Source organism: Longimicrobiales bacterium, from assembly GCA_028823235.1.
In the GTDB taxonomy this organism is placed as follows: domain Bacteria; phylum Gemmatimonadota; class Gemmatimonadetes; order Longimicrobiales; family Gaopeijiaceae; genus UBA2589.
The window spans coordinates 174,568-189,314 of the sequence record JAPKBW010000006.1 but is presented as its reverse complement, the minus strand read 5'-3'; the positions used below and the strand labels follow the sequence as shown (position 1 = coordinate 189,314).

General features: G+C 59.9%; 17 protein-coding genes and 1 tRNA gene. 9 read left to right on the top strand and 9 right to left on the bottom strand.

Annotation, left to right across the window (positions count from 1 at the left end):
- Positions 1–374 precede the first annotated feature (374 nt).
- Positions 375–447: transfer RNA gene (locus tag OSA81_05545), tRNA-Asn, on the bottom strand.
- A 58-nt stretch (positions 448–505) separates the two neighbouring features.
- The gene (locus OSA81_05540; protein MDE0898462.1) at positions 506–1,087 is read right to left on the bottom strand and encodes a hypothetical protein; all 582 of its coding nucleotides are present in this window, start codon (positions 1,085–1,087) and stop codon (positions 506–508) included.
- Positions 1,088–1,627: 540 nt separating this feature from the next.
- Here OSA81_05540 and OSA81_05535 point away from each other — a divergent pair.
- The 3 genes from OSA81_05535 (at position 1,628) to OSA81_05525 (ending at position 4,355) form a co-directional block, all read left to right on the top strand.
- Entirely contained in the window at positions 1,628–2,296 is a 669-nt protein-coding gene (locus tag OSA81_05535; protein ID MDE0898461.1) for a TetR/AcrR family transcriptional regulator, read from the top strand.
- 190 nt (positions 2,297–2,486) lie between these two features.
- Positions 2,487–3,860, top strand: coding sequence for a carboxypeptidase regulatory-like domain-containing protein (locus OSA81_05530; GenBank protein ID MDE0898460.1), 1,374 nt, complete (start codon positions 2,487–2,489; stop codon positions 3,858–3,860).
- An 84-nt stretch (positions 3,861–3,944) separates the two neighbouring features.
- The gene (locus OSA81_05525) at positions 3,945–4,355 is read left to right on the top strand and encodes a DUF1499 domain-containing protein (protein MDE0898459.1); all 411 of its coding nucleotides are present in this window, start codon (positions 3,945–3,947) and stop codon (positions 4,353–4,355) included.
- A gap of 198 nt (positions 4,356–4,553) precedes the next feature.
- Here the strand turns inward: OSA81_05525 and OSA81_05520 are convergent, their stop codons facing one another.
- The 5 genes from OSA81_05520 to OSA81_05500 form a co-directional block, all read right to left on the bottom strand.
- The gene (locus OSA81_05520) at positions 4,554–5,507 is read right to left on the bottom strand and encodes a hypothetical protein (GenBank protein ID MDE0898458.1); all 954 of its coding nucleotides are present in this window, start codon (positions 5,505–5,507) and stop codon (positions 4,554–4,556) included.
- A 716-nt stretch (positions 5,508–6,223) separates the two neighbouring features.
- Positions 6,224–6,979: a thioredoxin domain-containing protein gene (locus tag OSA81_05515; protein ID MDE0898457.1), complete on the bottom strand. Its 756-nt coding sequence runs from the start codon at positions 6,977–6,979 to the stop codon at positions 6,224–6,226.
- Position 6,980: 1 nt separating this feature from the next.
- Positions 6,981–7,715 carry a hypothetical protein gene (locus OSA81_05510; protein MDE0898456.1) on the bottom strand — a complete coding sequence of 245 codons (735 nt, stop codon included), beginning with the start codon at positions 7,713–7,715 and terminating at the stop codon, positions 6,981–6,983.
- Between the two features lie 9 nt (positions 7,716–7,724).
- Entirely contained in the window at positions 7,725–8,585 is an 861-nt protein-coding gene (locus OSA81_05505; protein MDE0898455.1) for an HD domain-containing protein, read from the bottom strand.
- 96 nt (positions 8,586–8,681) lie between these two features.
- Positions 8,682–9,179, bottom strand: coding sequence for a hypothetical protein (locus tag OSA81_05500; GenBank protein MDE0898454.1), 498 nt, complete (start codon positions 9,177–9,179; stop codon positions 8,682–8,684).
- Positions 9,180–9,382: 203 nt separating this feature from the next.
- On the opposite strand from OSA81_05500, the gene OSA81_05495 reads away from it, so the two are divergent.
- The 4 genes from OSA81_05495 to OSA81_05480 are packed head-to-tail and all read left to right on the top strand — an operon-like array spanning position 9,383 to position 11,361.
- Positions 9,383–9,949 carry an alpha/beta hydrolase gene (locus OSA81_05495; GenBank protein MDE0898453.1) on the top strand — a complete coding sequence of 189 codons (567 nt, stop codon included), beginning with the start codon at positions 9,383–9,385 and terminating at the stop codon, positions 9,947–9,949.
- Between the two features lie 34 nt (positions 9,950–9,983).
- Positions 9,984–10,217 (top strand): hypothetical protein, encoded by a 234-nt coding sequence (locus OSA81_05490; protein MDE0898452.1) that lies wholly within the window; start codon positions 9,984–9,986, stop codon positions 10,215–10,217.
- A 9-nt stretch (positions 10,218–10,226) separates the two neighbouring features.
- Complete coding sequence (locus OSA81_05485; GenBank protein ID MDE0898451.1) at positions 10,227–10,781, top strand: cob(I)yrinic acid a,c-diamide adenosyltransferase; 555 nt, start codon at positions 10,227–10,229, stop codon at positions 10,779–10,781.
- Positions 10,782–10,785: 4 nt separating this feature from the next.
- The gene (locus tag OSA81_05480; GenBank protein ID MDE0898450.1) at positions 10,786–11,361 is read left to right on the top strand and encodes a hypothetical protein; all 576 of its coding nucleotides are present in this window, start codon (positions 10,786–10,788) and stop codon (positions 11,359–11,361) included.
- Positions 11,362–11,395: 34 nt separating this feature from the next.
- Here OSA81_05480 and OSA81_05475 read toward each other — a convergent pair whose 3' ends face one another.
- Entirely contained in the window at positions 11,396–12,718 is a 1,323-nt protein-coding gene (locus OSA81_05475; GenBank protein ID MDE0898449.1) for a carboxypeptidase regulatory-like domain-containing protein, read from the bottom strand.
- A gap of 175 nt (positions 12,719–12,893) precedes the next feature.
- Here OSA81_05475 and OSA81_05470 point away from each other — a divergent pair, with 175 nt between their 5' ends.
- Positions 12,894–13,127: a ferredoxin family protein gene (locus OSA81_05470; protein ID MDE0898448.1), complete on the top strand. Its 234-nt coding sequence runs from the start codon at positions 12,894–12,896 to the stop codon at positions 13,125–13,127.
- 94 nt (positions 13,128–13,221) lie between these two features.
- On the opposite strand, the gene OSA81_05465 is transcribed toward OSA81_05470, so the two are convergent.
- Positions 13,222–13,389 (bottom strand): hypothetical protein, encoded by a 168-nt coding sequence (locus tag OSA81_05465; GenBank protein MDE0898447.1) that lies wholly within the window; start codon positions 13,387–13,389, stop codon positions 13,222–13,224.
- A gap of 114 nt (positions 13,390–13,503) precedes the next feature.
- Between OSA81_05465 and OSA81_05460 the strand changes: the two genes are divergently transcribed.
- Complete coding sequence (locus OSA81_05460; GenBank protein MDE0898446.1) at positions 13,504–14,706, top strand: ArgE/DapE family deacylase; 1,203 nt, start codon at positions 13,504–13,506, stop codon at positions 14,704–14,706.
- The last annotated feature ends 41 nt before the right edge of the window (positions 14,707–14,747 follow it).

Genomic DNA, 14,747 nt, shown 5'->3' with positions numbered 1-14,747 from the left:
TATGGCGTGTACCCTACCATCGTAGAGATCGCGATCAGCAGGACTTTCTTCATGCCCTCATTCTGCCCCTGCCCCACTCAGGCCCGCAACTCAGGACGCGCAGAACACTGTTTATAGGTTCTGGGTCAGTGGCGGTCTAATAGGGGGGGGTACCCCACTGGGGGTCCGGCTACCGGAAAACGTGCGTTGCGGTCGATGTTTGCCGACTTGTACCAGTATGGCCCTGGCGTCCGGCAAAGACGGGGGGGGGGCGTGATATCCACCACTTTTCTTGTCCGTGTGAGTCCCAGAGTGAGTCCCAGCACTGCCCAGTCGCTGGGCAACACAAAGCCCCACAACCCAGAAAAGGTTGCAGGGCCTAGGTTTTCTCATTACTCCGGCGACAGGACTCGAACCTGTGACCCGCTGATTAACAGTCAGCTGCTCTACCAACTGAGCTACGCCGGATCAGACACCGATACTCACGGTGGGGCATAAATAAGATCCCGCAGAAGATGAGTGTCAACTAGGTGAGCGATCTGCAGGCCGTGAGCCTCGCTCGCCCTTGGAGAGAATGCTCCAGACCGCGGGGCCCTTGCCATGCGCCTGCTTCCAGGCTTCGGCGTGCCTCCGGGCAGCCAACCGGGCGGGCACCGGCGATAGGGCCGGGCCACGATGAGGATATGGCCGCTCGACCCAGTGAAAGCCGGTCACGACGCTTTGTGGTCCCTTCTCGTTGGAGAACACCGTGAAATCCGATGGCCAGCCCAAGGAGTGCGGAGCGGACTTCGAGTTGTCTTTCCTCCGGAAGGCCACGAAACAGCTTCGCCCATTGGGCACGACGAGCGTCAGCTCGAATCAATCGCGCCTCCGGGTCGAGGGTCAGTGCGTTCAGCTCGGCACCAAGAACTCGCAGGCTCTGCACCTCTGCCAAGTCACCGCCGTCCAGGTCTAAGGGGCTTAGGCTCATTTTCGTGACCGCGACCGCGACCGCGATATCACTCAAGGCCTGGGCGATGTGACTGAAGACGTCTCGGAAGGCAGGCCGAGAACGCTCGTCGAGCAACACGGCTGGACTGAGGACGAGCCCTGAAAGAGGCGGCAGCACGAGAGCCCATCAGTGGAATATGAACCTCAAGATGCGGGCGCTGTTGGGGCGACCGCATACCTGGGGGAGCCCTTTGGGAGTTACCACTATCTCCCCACCCGCAAATCAACGACGAGATTGAGCTGGGGGGGACGCAATACTGCCGTGAGATCCGAGGTGGCCGGGCTGTCGTGCCACGGGAGCCCACCATGATGTCGGCAGCCGGGGCAAGAATCGCGATCAGCCGGAGGTCTCCGGCTGGTCCGCGGAGGTGTGTTTGTACTTTGCTGCAGCCATGAGCCAGATCCGGGCATACGAGCGGCCTCCTTGGGCGGCGTTCGGCCCCCGGTGACAGTTGAGATGTTGCGGTACGGGGCAAGAGAGGAGGCCGAGTTGCGGATCCGGCGCAAAATCAGCCTCACATCCGTGCATGTAAGGACGGTGCGTCTCGACACGGGGTTGGTGAGTTGGTGCTGATAAGATCAATACGTTGCACCGCCTCAAGCTTGTACCTATTCTGGAACCATACTTCTAGTCTCGTTTCTGCTAAATGGCACAGAAATGCTGAACGCACCAAGGCCCGCACGGATCAACCTGCCGAAGCAGTCTAGGTCTCAGCGGACCCTTGAGCGTATTGTCGCCGCCTCTCTCGAACTCCTCGCGACAGAGGGTCCCGATGGCCTCACGGTCCACAAGGTCGTCGCAAAGGCTGACTCTTCCGTTGGATCCTTCTATGCCCGTTTCAAAGGAAAGGATGATCTACTGGACTACCTGGGCGAGCGTGTGTGGACCGAAGCGCTCGAGCGTTGGAATCAGGCGATCACCTCGCGGGACTGGAGTGGTTTCGACCTCTCAGAGATTGTCGAGGGAGCGGTCGGCCTGCTTATCGATGCCCAGAGATCGCGCTCTGCTTACCTGAAGGCGCTCGATCGGGCAGGAAGCGCTCAGGGGCGCGCCTTCGAGCACTTTCAGTCCGAACTCCTGGTGGGGCTGGGTGAACTCTTGATACAAAAAGTCGAAGAGATCGATCATGACAATCCTCAACAAGCTGTCCGACTGGGACTTAGGGCTGTGTTGGGTGTGGTCGACACTGAGTTTCACGCGGTCGGAGATCGCCTTTCACGCGAAGTAATTATCGAGGAGTGCCGGTCTTTGCTCACTGGATATCTGACACGGAAGGGTGCCGGGGCCGGATCCGGATCGGTCGACTTTTTTGACGTTTGGGGCTGAGTCGAAGAAAAATCCTTTCCGGGCACCATGACTTCCCTATCTTGATAGGGCTACGCAGTGTCCAGCTCCCAGTAGATGGGGGATCGTCCCGCGTCAGCATCCGGTCATCCTCCAGGTGTCTTGTCGTATGAAGAGGAGATGGGTGTGGCGGTGGATGAAAGACAAAGGGGCCCACGGGTCCAGTGTGAGGATGATGAGAGCGTCGGAAAGTCAGAGAGTTACTAGTCGGGTTGCCAGCTTCGTTCTGCTTGCGGTCACGTTGGCGCTTGCCCCCCTGTCAGAGGTGCAGGGCCAGGGGACCGCGACCGTGCGCGGCGTCGTGTTCGATTCGACGTCGATGTCCACGCTTGCAGGTGCTCGTGTCGCGGTGCTGGGTACGACTGCACTGGGCGACACCGACCCGAACGGAACTTTCGTAGTCGGGGAGGTGCCGGCTGGCACCCATTGGGTGTCCTTCTTTCACGATCGACTCCAGCAGCTCGGAGTTAGTCCGCAGTCTCGCCAGGTGACCTTCTCATCGGGACAAACGGTCGACATCACCCTCTCGATCCCCTCGAATGAGACCCTGCTCCTTGGCTGGTGCCTAGCGGAACAGCCTGCGCCAGGGTATGCCGCCATCGCCGGCTTTGTGACCGACTCGCTCACGGGTGTGCCCATGCCGCGAGCGATCGTGGTTGCGGAGCCGATGGGGCGTGTGGTGGGACTGCAGGCGGTTGAAGTACGTACCGATGACGCAGGGTACTTCCGGATTTGCTCGGTGCGCCCCCAGGTCGACATGAAGCTTCAGGCGCACTTCGGACCGAGTTCCGGCGTCAGCCTGGAGGTCTATCTCGAGCCGGGCACGGCATCCGTTCAAGATCTGGTGCTCATGATGTCGTCCGAGGGTACTCTGGCCGGCTACGTGCGTGACCATATCACGGGTGATCCGGTTGCGGGCGCCGTCATAGCTGTCATGGGAACGCCGAGTTCGACGCTTTCAGATCTGACGGGTCGGTTCGTTCTAGATGATCTTCCGCCGGGGCGTCACTTGGTAACGACAGACCATTTGGCCTTCGAAGAGCGCACTGATTCCGTAACGGTCTTCTCGCAGGAGACCGTCGATATCGAGGTGCGCATGGCCACTGAGGCTCTTGAGGTCGAGGGTCTGGTGGTGACTGCGCGCACACGCTTCGGCCGCACCAGCCTTGCTGGAGATGCGAAGCGTTCCGACTTCATTTCACGTGAAGAAATAGAACTTATGCTGCCGCGAGTCGTCGCCACTGCGGATTTGTTGCGGAGCATGAACACTCCTGGTCTGCGAATTCGTGAGGTGTATGAGGTCGACCAAATCACGGGCGTGATGCTTCCGACTCTGTGTGTCGAGGTCTCACGTCGATCTGCTGGCGAAGGCTGTGTGCCTGCGGCGGTCGCATTGAACAATGTTGTGGTGCTATCGGGGGCTGAGCTGCTCCGCACTCTCGACCCCAACGTCATCGACCGAATCGAGATCCTGAGTCCCGTCGATGCACAGTTCCAGTTTGGATCAGTTGCTGGGAACGGCGCGATTGCGATCTACACGCGTTGATTCGCAGCTAGGGTCGAAACAATGCGGAGTGCCTGGGTTGGTCCACCTTTTCGCCTCAGTATTGTGGCCACATGCATGCTGGTCATGAGCAGTTGTTGGGGTGGCCCCCCGGACAATCTTGGGGAGCGCTCGGAAAATCTCGCCTCTTGCCCGGGCACGCCAAACTGTGTTCATACCGGGATGGGCTATCCGGACGGCACGGAGCGGATGCAGATCAGAGACAGCGTCCTGCGCCGGGACGTGATGTCTGAGCTAAGGGCTGCGGCCGAAGCGATTCCGCGTTCCCGCATTGTCACCGAAACCCAACACTACCTGCACGTGGAAGTCCGTAGTAAGGTCTTCCGTTTTGTCGATGACGTGGAGCTGTTGCTGGCACCGGACCACGAGTTGATCGTTCGTTCGGCGTCCCGCGTCGGAAGGGGAGACTTCGGAGTGAACGCGGCTCGCGTGGCGGAGCTGCGACAGCTTCTCGACGAAGCGGGCCTGCTCCGCTAGCTCGCTACCACTTGGGTGGGCTGGAGTCGGTCACACTCAACATCATTCGTGCCGAGATCACGGCAGGTGAATCACAGAGAACCCGCCGTGCGAAAGGATTGGCGGCCTTCCTCTTTCGAGACAAAATATCCGTGGTGCCTTCAGTAGAATCCAAGGTTCTCAGGAAAACCCGTCCGATCTTTACGACGGGATCACTTCCTACTGATATACCCCAAGTTCAATAGCCACGACGTCTACATAGTAGATGTCATAGTAACCCCCGCGACGGTCGCGATCGCTGGCAAAAAAGAAATGGCGTCCGTTGGGGGAGAAGCTGGGCCATCCGTCACTGCGAGTGGAGTTGATCGGCTCCGGGAGCAGACGTGGGTAGCCCCATCCGTACTCGGTGCGCTCGGAGACGTAGAGGTCCTGCTCTCCCCGTGCGTCCCCTGATCCGTATCCCTGAAACACGAGGTAGCGACCGTCTGGTGACATGGCGGGATTCGACTCGTCACCGTAGGAATTCACGCGAAGTGGTCTCGCCTCGATGTAGGCCCCCTCGGCGTTCCGGTGTGCGACGTACAGGTCCGAGCCCCACTCTGGGTCCATCTGGGTCGAATAGAGAAGGGATCCGTCAGGGAGAAGAATCGGTCCCAACTCGTTACCGGTCGTGAACTCGTTGGTCTCATCACGCGGTTGATTGACAGAGCCGGGAAGAAGCTCCGGTTCAGACCACGCCCCCGCGGGAGTGCGCACCATGCTCCAGATGTTTTCGCTGCGGTCCCACGTGCCGGGGGCAACCCGTCGGGACGAGAACAGCAGTGAGCTCCCATCCGGCGTGATGAACGGCGCCTCGTCACGATCCGTTGCGAACGGCGCGAGACCCGGCTCAGTCCACCCTCCCTCTTCGAATGTTGTCATGTAGATCTGCGGGGGGCCGCGACGAGACCTGCGCGTGAAGTACGCCTCCGCACCGTCCGGAGTGAAGGCAATGCCGTAGTCCCGATCGTCCGAGGAGATCACCCCCGCAGCGAACACGACTGGCACTGGGACCGACCCGAGCGTCCACTCCGCCGCCGGCTCCTCGCAACCAAGGATGCCGAACAGCATGAACACCACGGCGACCGTGCGGGTGGGTGCGGCTGGCTTGCAGGTCAGAGTTGAGATGGGCATGAGCGTCGTTGTAGCCAAGCAGTGGTGTTGGGAGAAATCGGCTGAAGATGATCCCCTGCACACAAGGGATATGCAAGCGGTACTGTCCGCCCGCAATCGGTCATGTACGGGATATCCTCCCTGTGTCTCCCCGAAAGAGAGGGTATGAAGGGGCAGGATAGAGGCGGTGCCCTACCTCGGCCGGCGGGCCAACGGCAGCTAGCGTCCTCGGTCGCGGTTATTGCGGAGGACTCAGTAGCTAGCGCGAGAAGTGGTGCTGCTCCGACTCCAGCCGCTCCTCAAATAGTGCCGACTCAGATCAACCCTCGGCCGAAGTAATGCCCGAGCCCCGCCCGCAGGTACGATTGGGGGCACGGGGTTTTCGCCGCCGCGAACGACATCCGCTTGCTGCTCAGAGTTCTCGACCCCCGGCACGCCGTGAGGCGCTCGACCATTTGGCTCCGTTTTCACCTTGGGGCACATACCCCAGGCTTGCCTGACTTACTATGTCGCCTGATTGCGCAACCATTGAAACTCATATAACCGGCGTTAAGCTTTTTGTCGGTTGTCTCCAAGCCGTGCGAGGCGGCGCTCCGTCGGTGTGGGTAAACTAGAACCGCACCTCTGGTTCAAGACAATACAGTGAATGGGACCGACCCCGGCCAATTGAACCACAAGGCGGTTTTAACTAGGAGCCTGTGGGGGCCGACCCTTGGACCTAATCAAGTAAGCCCTCCCTATTCAGGAATACCTGGGGTTCCCGTGAGATCGGTGTGGACTGCAGCCAAGAGATCTTGGAAGGTCTCCAATGGAAGCGCACCCTGGAGTGGCCCATACCCAAGGACCACGAACGTTGGAGTGCCCCGAACCCCGAGTTGGCGAGCGAGGGTGGTAGCTGATGCTATCCGATCAAGCCGCTCGTCCCCCTGAATACAGGCATCGAAAACCACCATGTCGATACCAAGTTCCTCGACCCAAGGCCGGATCACTTCAGCTGGCTCGTCGGAGCCCTTCCAGACACTCTGCTCGTTCCAGAGTCGGGAGTTTAGCCGCTCAAATGCGGCTTCCTGCTGGACATAGGTGCACTCGGCCGCCGATGTCGCAGGGAGTGAGTTCCCAAACATCCCAGTTATGTAGGGTACGAATTTCCACTCGACCATCCCGCTGTCGATGAATTCCGTAAGGAGGGTGGGAAAGGTCTCCTGATGAAACTGCCGGCAATATCCGCACCCATAGTCGGACATCTCGACCACTTTTACCGGCGCCTCGAGCGATCCTCGATTGATCCCGAGAGAAGTCACCTGGACCAAGGGCTCTTCGCCCGGCCCGCTGGTGGGTGCGCTCGCGATGGGTGTCGAAAGGCCGTCACCGGGCGGCTCCGACAGCATGCTTCTGCTGAGATCGCTGGTGCCGTCCTTACCAGCCTCTTCAGAACAACCGGAAATCACCAGTCCAGCAGCGAGGAGCAGAACCGGGAAAGAAGTGAGCCTCATGTTATAAATCCAAGTTGATGAGTTGGCCCATTCCGGCCAAAAAAGCAGTCATGGTGGTAAAACGGCCACTTACCATGAGAAGACCAATCAAGATAAGCACGGTTCCCGCGACCTTCTGTAGCGGAAGGATCCACGTTCTAGCGCGTTTGCTCCCGGCGAGGAACCAATTCAACGCTGCGGCCGACACGACGAACGGTATACCCAAGCCCAAAGCATAGGTCCCGAGCAAAAACGTGCCCTGAATCATAGTCCCCTCAAGGCTAGCATAGAGTAGAATCGAACCGAGGATGGGGCCAATGCAGGGTGTCCACCCCGCTCCAAATGCGATCCCAACGATGAACGCACCGACTGCACCTGTTGGCCGCGACATCCAACCGGGTCGCATTTCCCGCATCATGACAGGGATGCGCAGCAACCCAGCAAGGTGGAGTCCAAAAAGAAGCATTACTGCACCACCAATCCGACTCACCCAGGGCAGGACCGAGGAGATCGCTACTCCGACCGAGGTGACCGCCAGACCCATGGTCATGAAGACCACGCTGAATCCGATTACGAACAGCACGGAATTGAGCACAGCGGTTCGGCGGATTTCCCGCGTCGGCTGGTCCTTGAGTTCGCTGAACGTGAGGCCTGATACGAAGGCCAGATAACTCGGGACAACCGGAAGAATACAGGGAGAAAGAAACGAGACGATGCCAGCGAGAAAAGCCAGAGGAAAGGAAATAGTGACGTCCACCAGTCGCTCCTAAAGCCGGAAGTCTGTAAGCAATCTCTTCTCTTCTTCACCCAGCTTCGCCTGAATCTCGATCCGGCTCTCCAGACCGCTACCCTCCATCTTGTTGCGCAAAAGCTGATCGAGCTGAAAGAGCCCGGCGGAGTTCGACAACTCCACAGTCACCCGGACGGGGAGTTCTTCGCCCTTCTCGATGCTCACGGATTCAACCGCTGCGGCGGATACCGAATGGATCGAGAGCGACCCGGCTTCAAAGGGGATTCGGGAGCGCCCCTTTGCCATGTCGAGGGCGTCGGCAATGCGCACCACACCGGCCTCCAGCGTAAGCGGACTTCCACCAGAACGATGGGCAATGATCGCGTGGAGGATCTCTGCCCGAATGATCGTGCTCTCACGGGCGTCATAGACCGCGGGTAAGATTTCTTGAAGCTTGCCCTGGGCGACGAAAAGTGAAAACGACTCGTGATCCGCACGATGAATCGAGATGCCCACATCATGCAGCAGCGCCGCCAGTGCCACCACTACCTCAGCGTCCTGCGTCGACATGCCGTAATTCCGGCTGACACCCGACTCCACTCCCGAATCCATGAGAAGTCTGAGCAGGCGCAGAGCCATGTTCATGACAAGCTTGACATGAACCGGCCCGTGATCGGTCATATTGAGCCGCTCCACTGCGTTCACATTAGCCGCAATCCAGAGCCCGTAGAGATCGTCATCGGCATTCACGATGTCGAGCACGGCCTGCAGCTTCGGATTGTGCTTGATCGGAGCGGTGATCTCGAGACGATCCGCAAACCGAGACGCGATATCACATGGCAGCCCGCTCGAATTCCCGGTCCCAGCCGGATCCGAGGGATATCCCTCAGTAGTCAAAGTGCCACCTTCCAGTTCTCACTTTTCTCTGCTCCGTCCATGACGACCACGGTCCCTACGATCGGTGAGTAGCCTCGGATTCTGTGACTGCCCGTATCACCGGCGTCGTGCCCAAAGCACCAACACAAGGCCGAGTGCCCCACCCACGAGAGCGCCTGTTGCGATCGTGCTCATCCGCGGAGCGATAAACGGTGGAGGAAATTCAGAAAGCGCGTGGACGCCGGAGGGCTCATGGCCCCCCTCAACGGCCGTGGCTGGTTGCGCGGCTGGCACAGGCGGGTGTTTTTCCTGCTCGCGCTCGGCATCGACTTCATCGGGTGTTGCCTTGTAACTTAAGGTCTCATAGGGATTTCCGTCCCAATCACATGTCAGACAATCCAGCTGTTCCTGATCTCTAGCCGTGCGATTCGGATAGCTGACCTGATCGCCGCAAAGCGGGCAACCTAGACCGCTGGGAAGGTGGGGAATCGCCGCATAGAGGGCGCCCTTAGAGAGGTCCAAGGCATCCGCGATTTTGTTGACGCTCTCATCGGAGTGCCAGTACAACTGCCTGACCCGCTCGATGACCTCTGGTGTGACATCGGAGGCGTGCATCGTAATGCTCCTTGTGGCTTGACCGGTCACGACCGCGGGTTGAACATAACTCCCTCTCCTCCGTGGGGCATAGCTGTAAGTCGGCGTCCGACGGGGTTTTCCGACTTAACAGGCAGGTGCCTCCCGTGAGAGTCCCCGTCGCACACGGCCACCTTGAAGCGATCGTGAAGGTCCCGCCCGGTTCCCCTCGGGGCGCGGCCGTAGTGTGTCATCCACACCCTTTGCATGGCGGGACGATGCATACGAAGGCGGTGTATCGTGCCGCTCAGGGTTTCAATGATGCTGGTTTGATAACCCTTCGATTCAACTTCCGCGGGGTCGGGACCAGCACGGGTAGCCATGACGAGGGAATCGGTGAGCAGGAGGACTCCGTTGCTGCGCTCGACTGGCTGGAGAAGGAGTATCCCCATTTGCCCTTGGTTATGGGTGGCTTTTCCTTCGGATCAATGGTCGGGCTCACTGTTGGAGCCGATGACCCACGGGTCGTGGCTTTGCTGGGTATGGGGCTCCCGGTCGACCTCGATGTCCGGTACGATTTCGACTACCTGGCCCATGCAGGAAAACCGGTGCTTGTCGTACAGGGAGAGAACGATGAGTTCGGGTCGGGTGAGCAAGTGGCCGCTGCGATGGCTCCTCTCGGCAGCCACATTACGCTGGTGCGCATTCCGGGTACCGGTCATTATTTCGCCGACAGACTCGACGAGCTTCGGGGGGCTGTCTGTGGCTACTATGAATCCGGTCCCGGGGTACGACATCTCGTCGCGGTGTAACAAGGGGTAGGTATGTATGCGAAATCGAGAGCGGGTGCTTCAGAGCCTAGAAAAGGTGTATCGCGAGGCATTCACCGCAGCCGATACGGCGAGCAACTCCGAGCAAATGGCGACTCTTGACAGGGAGTATCAGCGGGACCAGCTACAGCTCGAAGTACTCCTCGACATCAGGGATCTCCTGATGCCCGCGGAGGCCGACAAGACCGACAAAACCATCTCCCTTTTGGAAAAGGCTCAGAGCATTCGCAAACTCACGAAGCTGCGCTGACGTCCGCGCGTGAAGATCTATACACGGACGGGCGACGATGGCGAAACTGCGCTCTTTGGCGGTGGACGGGTGCGGAAGGATCACGCACGGGTTGAGGCCTACGGGACCGTAGATGAGTTGAATGCGGCGATCGGGTGGGCCGTATGCCAGGTCAGCGATGAAGTGATTCGAGATCGACTGCAGCTCCTGCAGCATGATCTATTCACGCTGGGATCGGACCTCGCGACGCCTCCAGCCCGGAAGGGCCGGGTTCGACCCGAACCCCCGCGACTTCCGGTGGCCCGCGCGGCCGAGATGGAAGCGTGGATGGACGAGGCCGATGCGGAGCTTCCGGAGCTCCGGGCGTTCGTACTCCCTGGTGGTACCACGGGGGCGGCGGCTCTCCACGTGGCGCGCACGGTCTGCAGACGAGCTGAGCGAAGGGCGGTCACGCTCGCAGAATCGGATGTCGTGCGCGCCGAAGTCTTGACGTATCTGAATCGACTCTCCGACCTTTTGTTTACGCTTGGGCGTCTCGAGAACCACCGAGCTGGTTGCGGTGATGTCGAGTGGGAAAAGCCGTAGCCTCATGTCTGAGCGGGCACGTCAGATGGTCGCATCGGTGGGCAAGGCGGCTCGGTCGGTGGATCTTTCGGCTATGGATGTGGAAGCCGTCCGTCGAGTTCATGACCTGGCGATGCAGGCCCGTGTCGGGCTTCTGGCAGACGACCATCATCCCGCCTATCTGCACCCAGGACGAACGGCGCTTATCCTGCTTCAAGATGTAGTATCCGTCAACGTATCAGTAGTTATTCTTGGTCTGCTCCACGAGTCCACAGACTTGAAACTGAGGCCTGCTGCCACGCAGATCGCGGACGCTCTTGGTGGCGAGGTGTCAGTGAGCGTGTTAACTGCGATACCACGGCCAGGTGATGAGCGACTAGTCGAGCGCCTAGTTGCACTCGGCCCAGGCAGCGCCTTGGCGGTACTCGCAGAACGGCTTGATCACCTCCGGCATCTGCACATGCGCCCGGATCTGATTGATACCTGGGCTGACACGCACGCCGAGGTCACTTCTGCCTGGTTACCGTTCGCCCAACGGACACATCGGAAGCTGGCGGTCCGCTACGCGCATTGGAGTCGGACGTTCGTGAAGCGGATCTAGATCGGCAGGGTGCTGACCGGGGGAACGCTGCGGGTCAGTTGCCTCGCGTGTAGATCATCCAGACGCCGTTGGCGGCGCCGAGGCCAAAGAGAGTCCCGGCGTCCACCGGCTTGTACACCACCATGCGCTCGATCGCATCCGGGGGCAGTCTGAGCGCCATGTTCGCGTCGGTCGCCCGCACATCATTGATGAAGATCAGCATCCCCACGCAGCCGGCCCGATTCATCATCACTTGTCCGGTGCTATAGCCGACGCAGATGGTTCCGCCGGTAAGGTGTCGAACCAGGATCCCGGGGATGTTCAGGGATCGAATGATGTCGGATGCGTCTCTCGAGCGCTGTCGGACCTTGTCGATCGCGTCACTGGTGATCACGATGCCGCCTCTGCGCTGGGCGATCGCGACGGGCGGTGCGCTCGTGACGACGGTAAGCGGGGCGATCTCGATCGGCCGGTTATCCAGAATCATTTCTATGCGGAGGTCGGTCCCGTTCGGAACGAAGAGAGTGTCCATCTTGGTGCCGTACGCCAGATGGTCGGTCATCAGCATGTATGTGCCGGTGGGCACGTCGTCGAACGAGAACTCACCGTTGGGCCACGTGAGCATGCGAAACCTAGTGCCCCGGAGCCAGGTATCGGCACCCTCTACGGGCGCTCCTGAATCCCTGTCGAGCAGCCTTCCTGAGACCTCAACCGGGCGACTCGCGAAAAGCTCTGCGTTGGCCTCGAGATACCCACTCGCTCCGACCGTGACTTCCCGGCGGCGTCCCTGACGACCATAGAAGTCGACCGAGAGCAGAATGGGGATCCCAACGGGCACAGCGCAGCTACGATACCAACCAGCCTGATCGGTCACTGCCTCTAGCCTCCTTGGAACCGTGAGGCTCTCTTCGTGCCATGACAGCGTGACGCGGGCACCCCCGAGTGCGAGCGCCGACTCACTATCGGTCACTTTTCCGGCGAGCGCCCCAGCGCCCTCGGACCGACTCTCCATAAGGCACTGGCTTCGAACAAGGGTCGCAAGGGAAGGCATGCCGAGGTCTATTTGCTGGTCAACGCCCGCTTGGACAGAGATGGCTCGGGAACCGGTCGAGATGCCGCGCTCACCCAACCGCGTATGGAAAAAAAGGATACTGTAGTCTCCGGCCGGCACGTCCTCGATGCGGAACCGTCCCTGACTGTCAGTCTCCGCAGAGTACGGCGTTTCCCAGAGGAAGACGGCGGCATCGGGAAGTGGCTCATTCGCGATCGAGTCGTACACTGTTCCGAAAACGATTCCGGACTGCGCACTCATCCCCGGAGGCGCCCATACAAGCAGGGCGGCTACAATCATCAGGCGGATTCTCAAGGCTTCAGTCATCTTTCCACGCGCAGTCAGGCGACGGTATCAGCCCTTAGTCTAGCATACGGCGACGCGACGGGATTTGCACAGGTGCCGGAGAATGACAGCTACTCGATGCGGCTTATGCTTGACCTTGGCTACAGCTTGGTTAAAGCTTCTTGGCGCCGTACCACTCCATGGATTTCAGGCAGCCATGACCTACATCATTACCCAGCCTTGCATTGAGACCAAAGACGCCAGCTGCGTCGAGGTCTGCCCCGTAGATTGTATCTACGAGGCCGAGGATCAGTTCTATATCCATCCCGATGAATGCATCGATTGCGGCGCCTGTGAGCCCGAATGCCCGGTGCAGGCCATCTTTCCTGATACAGACGTTCCCGCTGAATGGACGAGTTACGTCGATAAGAACCGAGAGCACTTCGGATAGCTCAGGATTGGCCGTCGGCCAGAGTTATAAAAAAGAGCGGCGAGGGGCCGATGCCCCCGCCGCTCTTTTTTTACCACTCAGACGACGATTTGCGCTATAGGCCTAGCTCCCTGATGCGTTCTAGTGAAAGTGTGGTGGGCTGAGTTTCGCCCGCCGGAACGAGGCGGACGGTGCTCAGCTCCACTTCTTTCGCCAGTCGCACCAGGAGAATCGTCGTCGCGAGCGCGGCCGCACCAAGCAGGCCAATCGCGAAGTTCTTCATGACGGTTCCTTTGAAGTGGTGTTCCCATGAAAGACGATGATCTCGTCACCGTCTCCCTATATCTGTACAATCGAGACGCCCACAAGGTTTCGCTCGAGTTGGCGACGGTCTTATATGGACATAAATCTAAACCTGTACGTTGAGACAGCTCGAGTTGGCGACCCTGTCGGGTTAGCTCAGCTCCTTGTTTCAACCCCATCAGTGAACCCGATGCTGGCTCTGGGTGGCGCGGGTGAGGCGGGTATGGCCGCTGTAACAGCGGAGCTTTTGGAGGCTTGGGGGTTCACGGTTCACGTCGATGAAGTAGGGCCGGGTCGTCCCAATGTGGTGGCGCGCCTTGAAGGCTCAGGGCCCACGCTGTTGTTGAATGGGCATCTCGACACCGTCGGCGTCGACGGGATGTCGATCGATCCGTTTGGTGCAACGATCGAGGAAGGGCGACTGATGGGCCGAGGATCGTGCGATATGAAGGGTGGGGTCGCGGCCTTAATGGCGGCGGGATGTCGCCTCGCTTCCGGTGGCCCGCGTCCGAATCTTGTTATTGCGCTCACGGCGGACGAGGAGCACGCGAGCATCGGAATGGCCGATCTGGTCGCAAGTGGGTCACACGCCGCCGACATGGCCGTCATTTGCGAGCCCACGAGTCTGAAGGTCATGCCCGCACATAAGGGGTTCGCCTGGATCGAAGCGACGTTTCACGGTCGAGCGGCTCACGGCTCCCGGCCGGACGTTGGTATCGACGCGATCCGCCATGCGGCGCTTTATCTAGCCGCGCTCGATGGGCTGTCTGACCGACTTCGTTCGCGAGTTGCGCACCCGTTACTGCACTACGGCTCGCTCCACGCCGGCACTATATCGGGTGGTTCCGCGGAGTCCGTGTACCCGGACCGATGTTCTCTGCTGCTCGAGCGGCGGACCATGCCCAGGGAGAATCCCGCTCAGGTCATCGCGGAGTTCGAAGAGGTATTGGGTGAGCTTCGGTCCACGGAGCCCGACCTGAACGCTGCTCTCGAGATGACACTGGTGAGGCCTGGAACAGAAGTACCGACCAGCAGCGGCCTGGTGCAGGGCCTGCTGTCGGCGGGATCGTCGCTAGGCGTACCTCCTGTGGTAGAGGGTATGACCGCCTGGGTCGACGCAGCGTTCCTGAACGAGGCTGGGGTCCCGGCGGTCTGCTATGGCCCTGGGAGTATCGAGCAGGCTCACACGAAGGACGAATGGGTCGCGGTCGACGAGATCCGCACCTGTGCCGACGTACTGGAGCAGTTCGCTCGGGATCTAGTTTCTAGCGATGGGCGGGCTGACCCTGACGGGTAGGTAAGAAAAAGCGCCGGGCCACCCTGCGGTGACCCGACGCT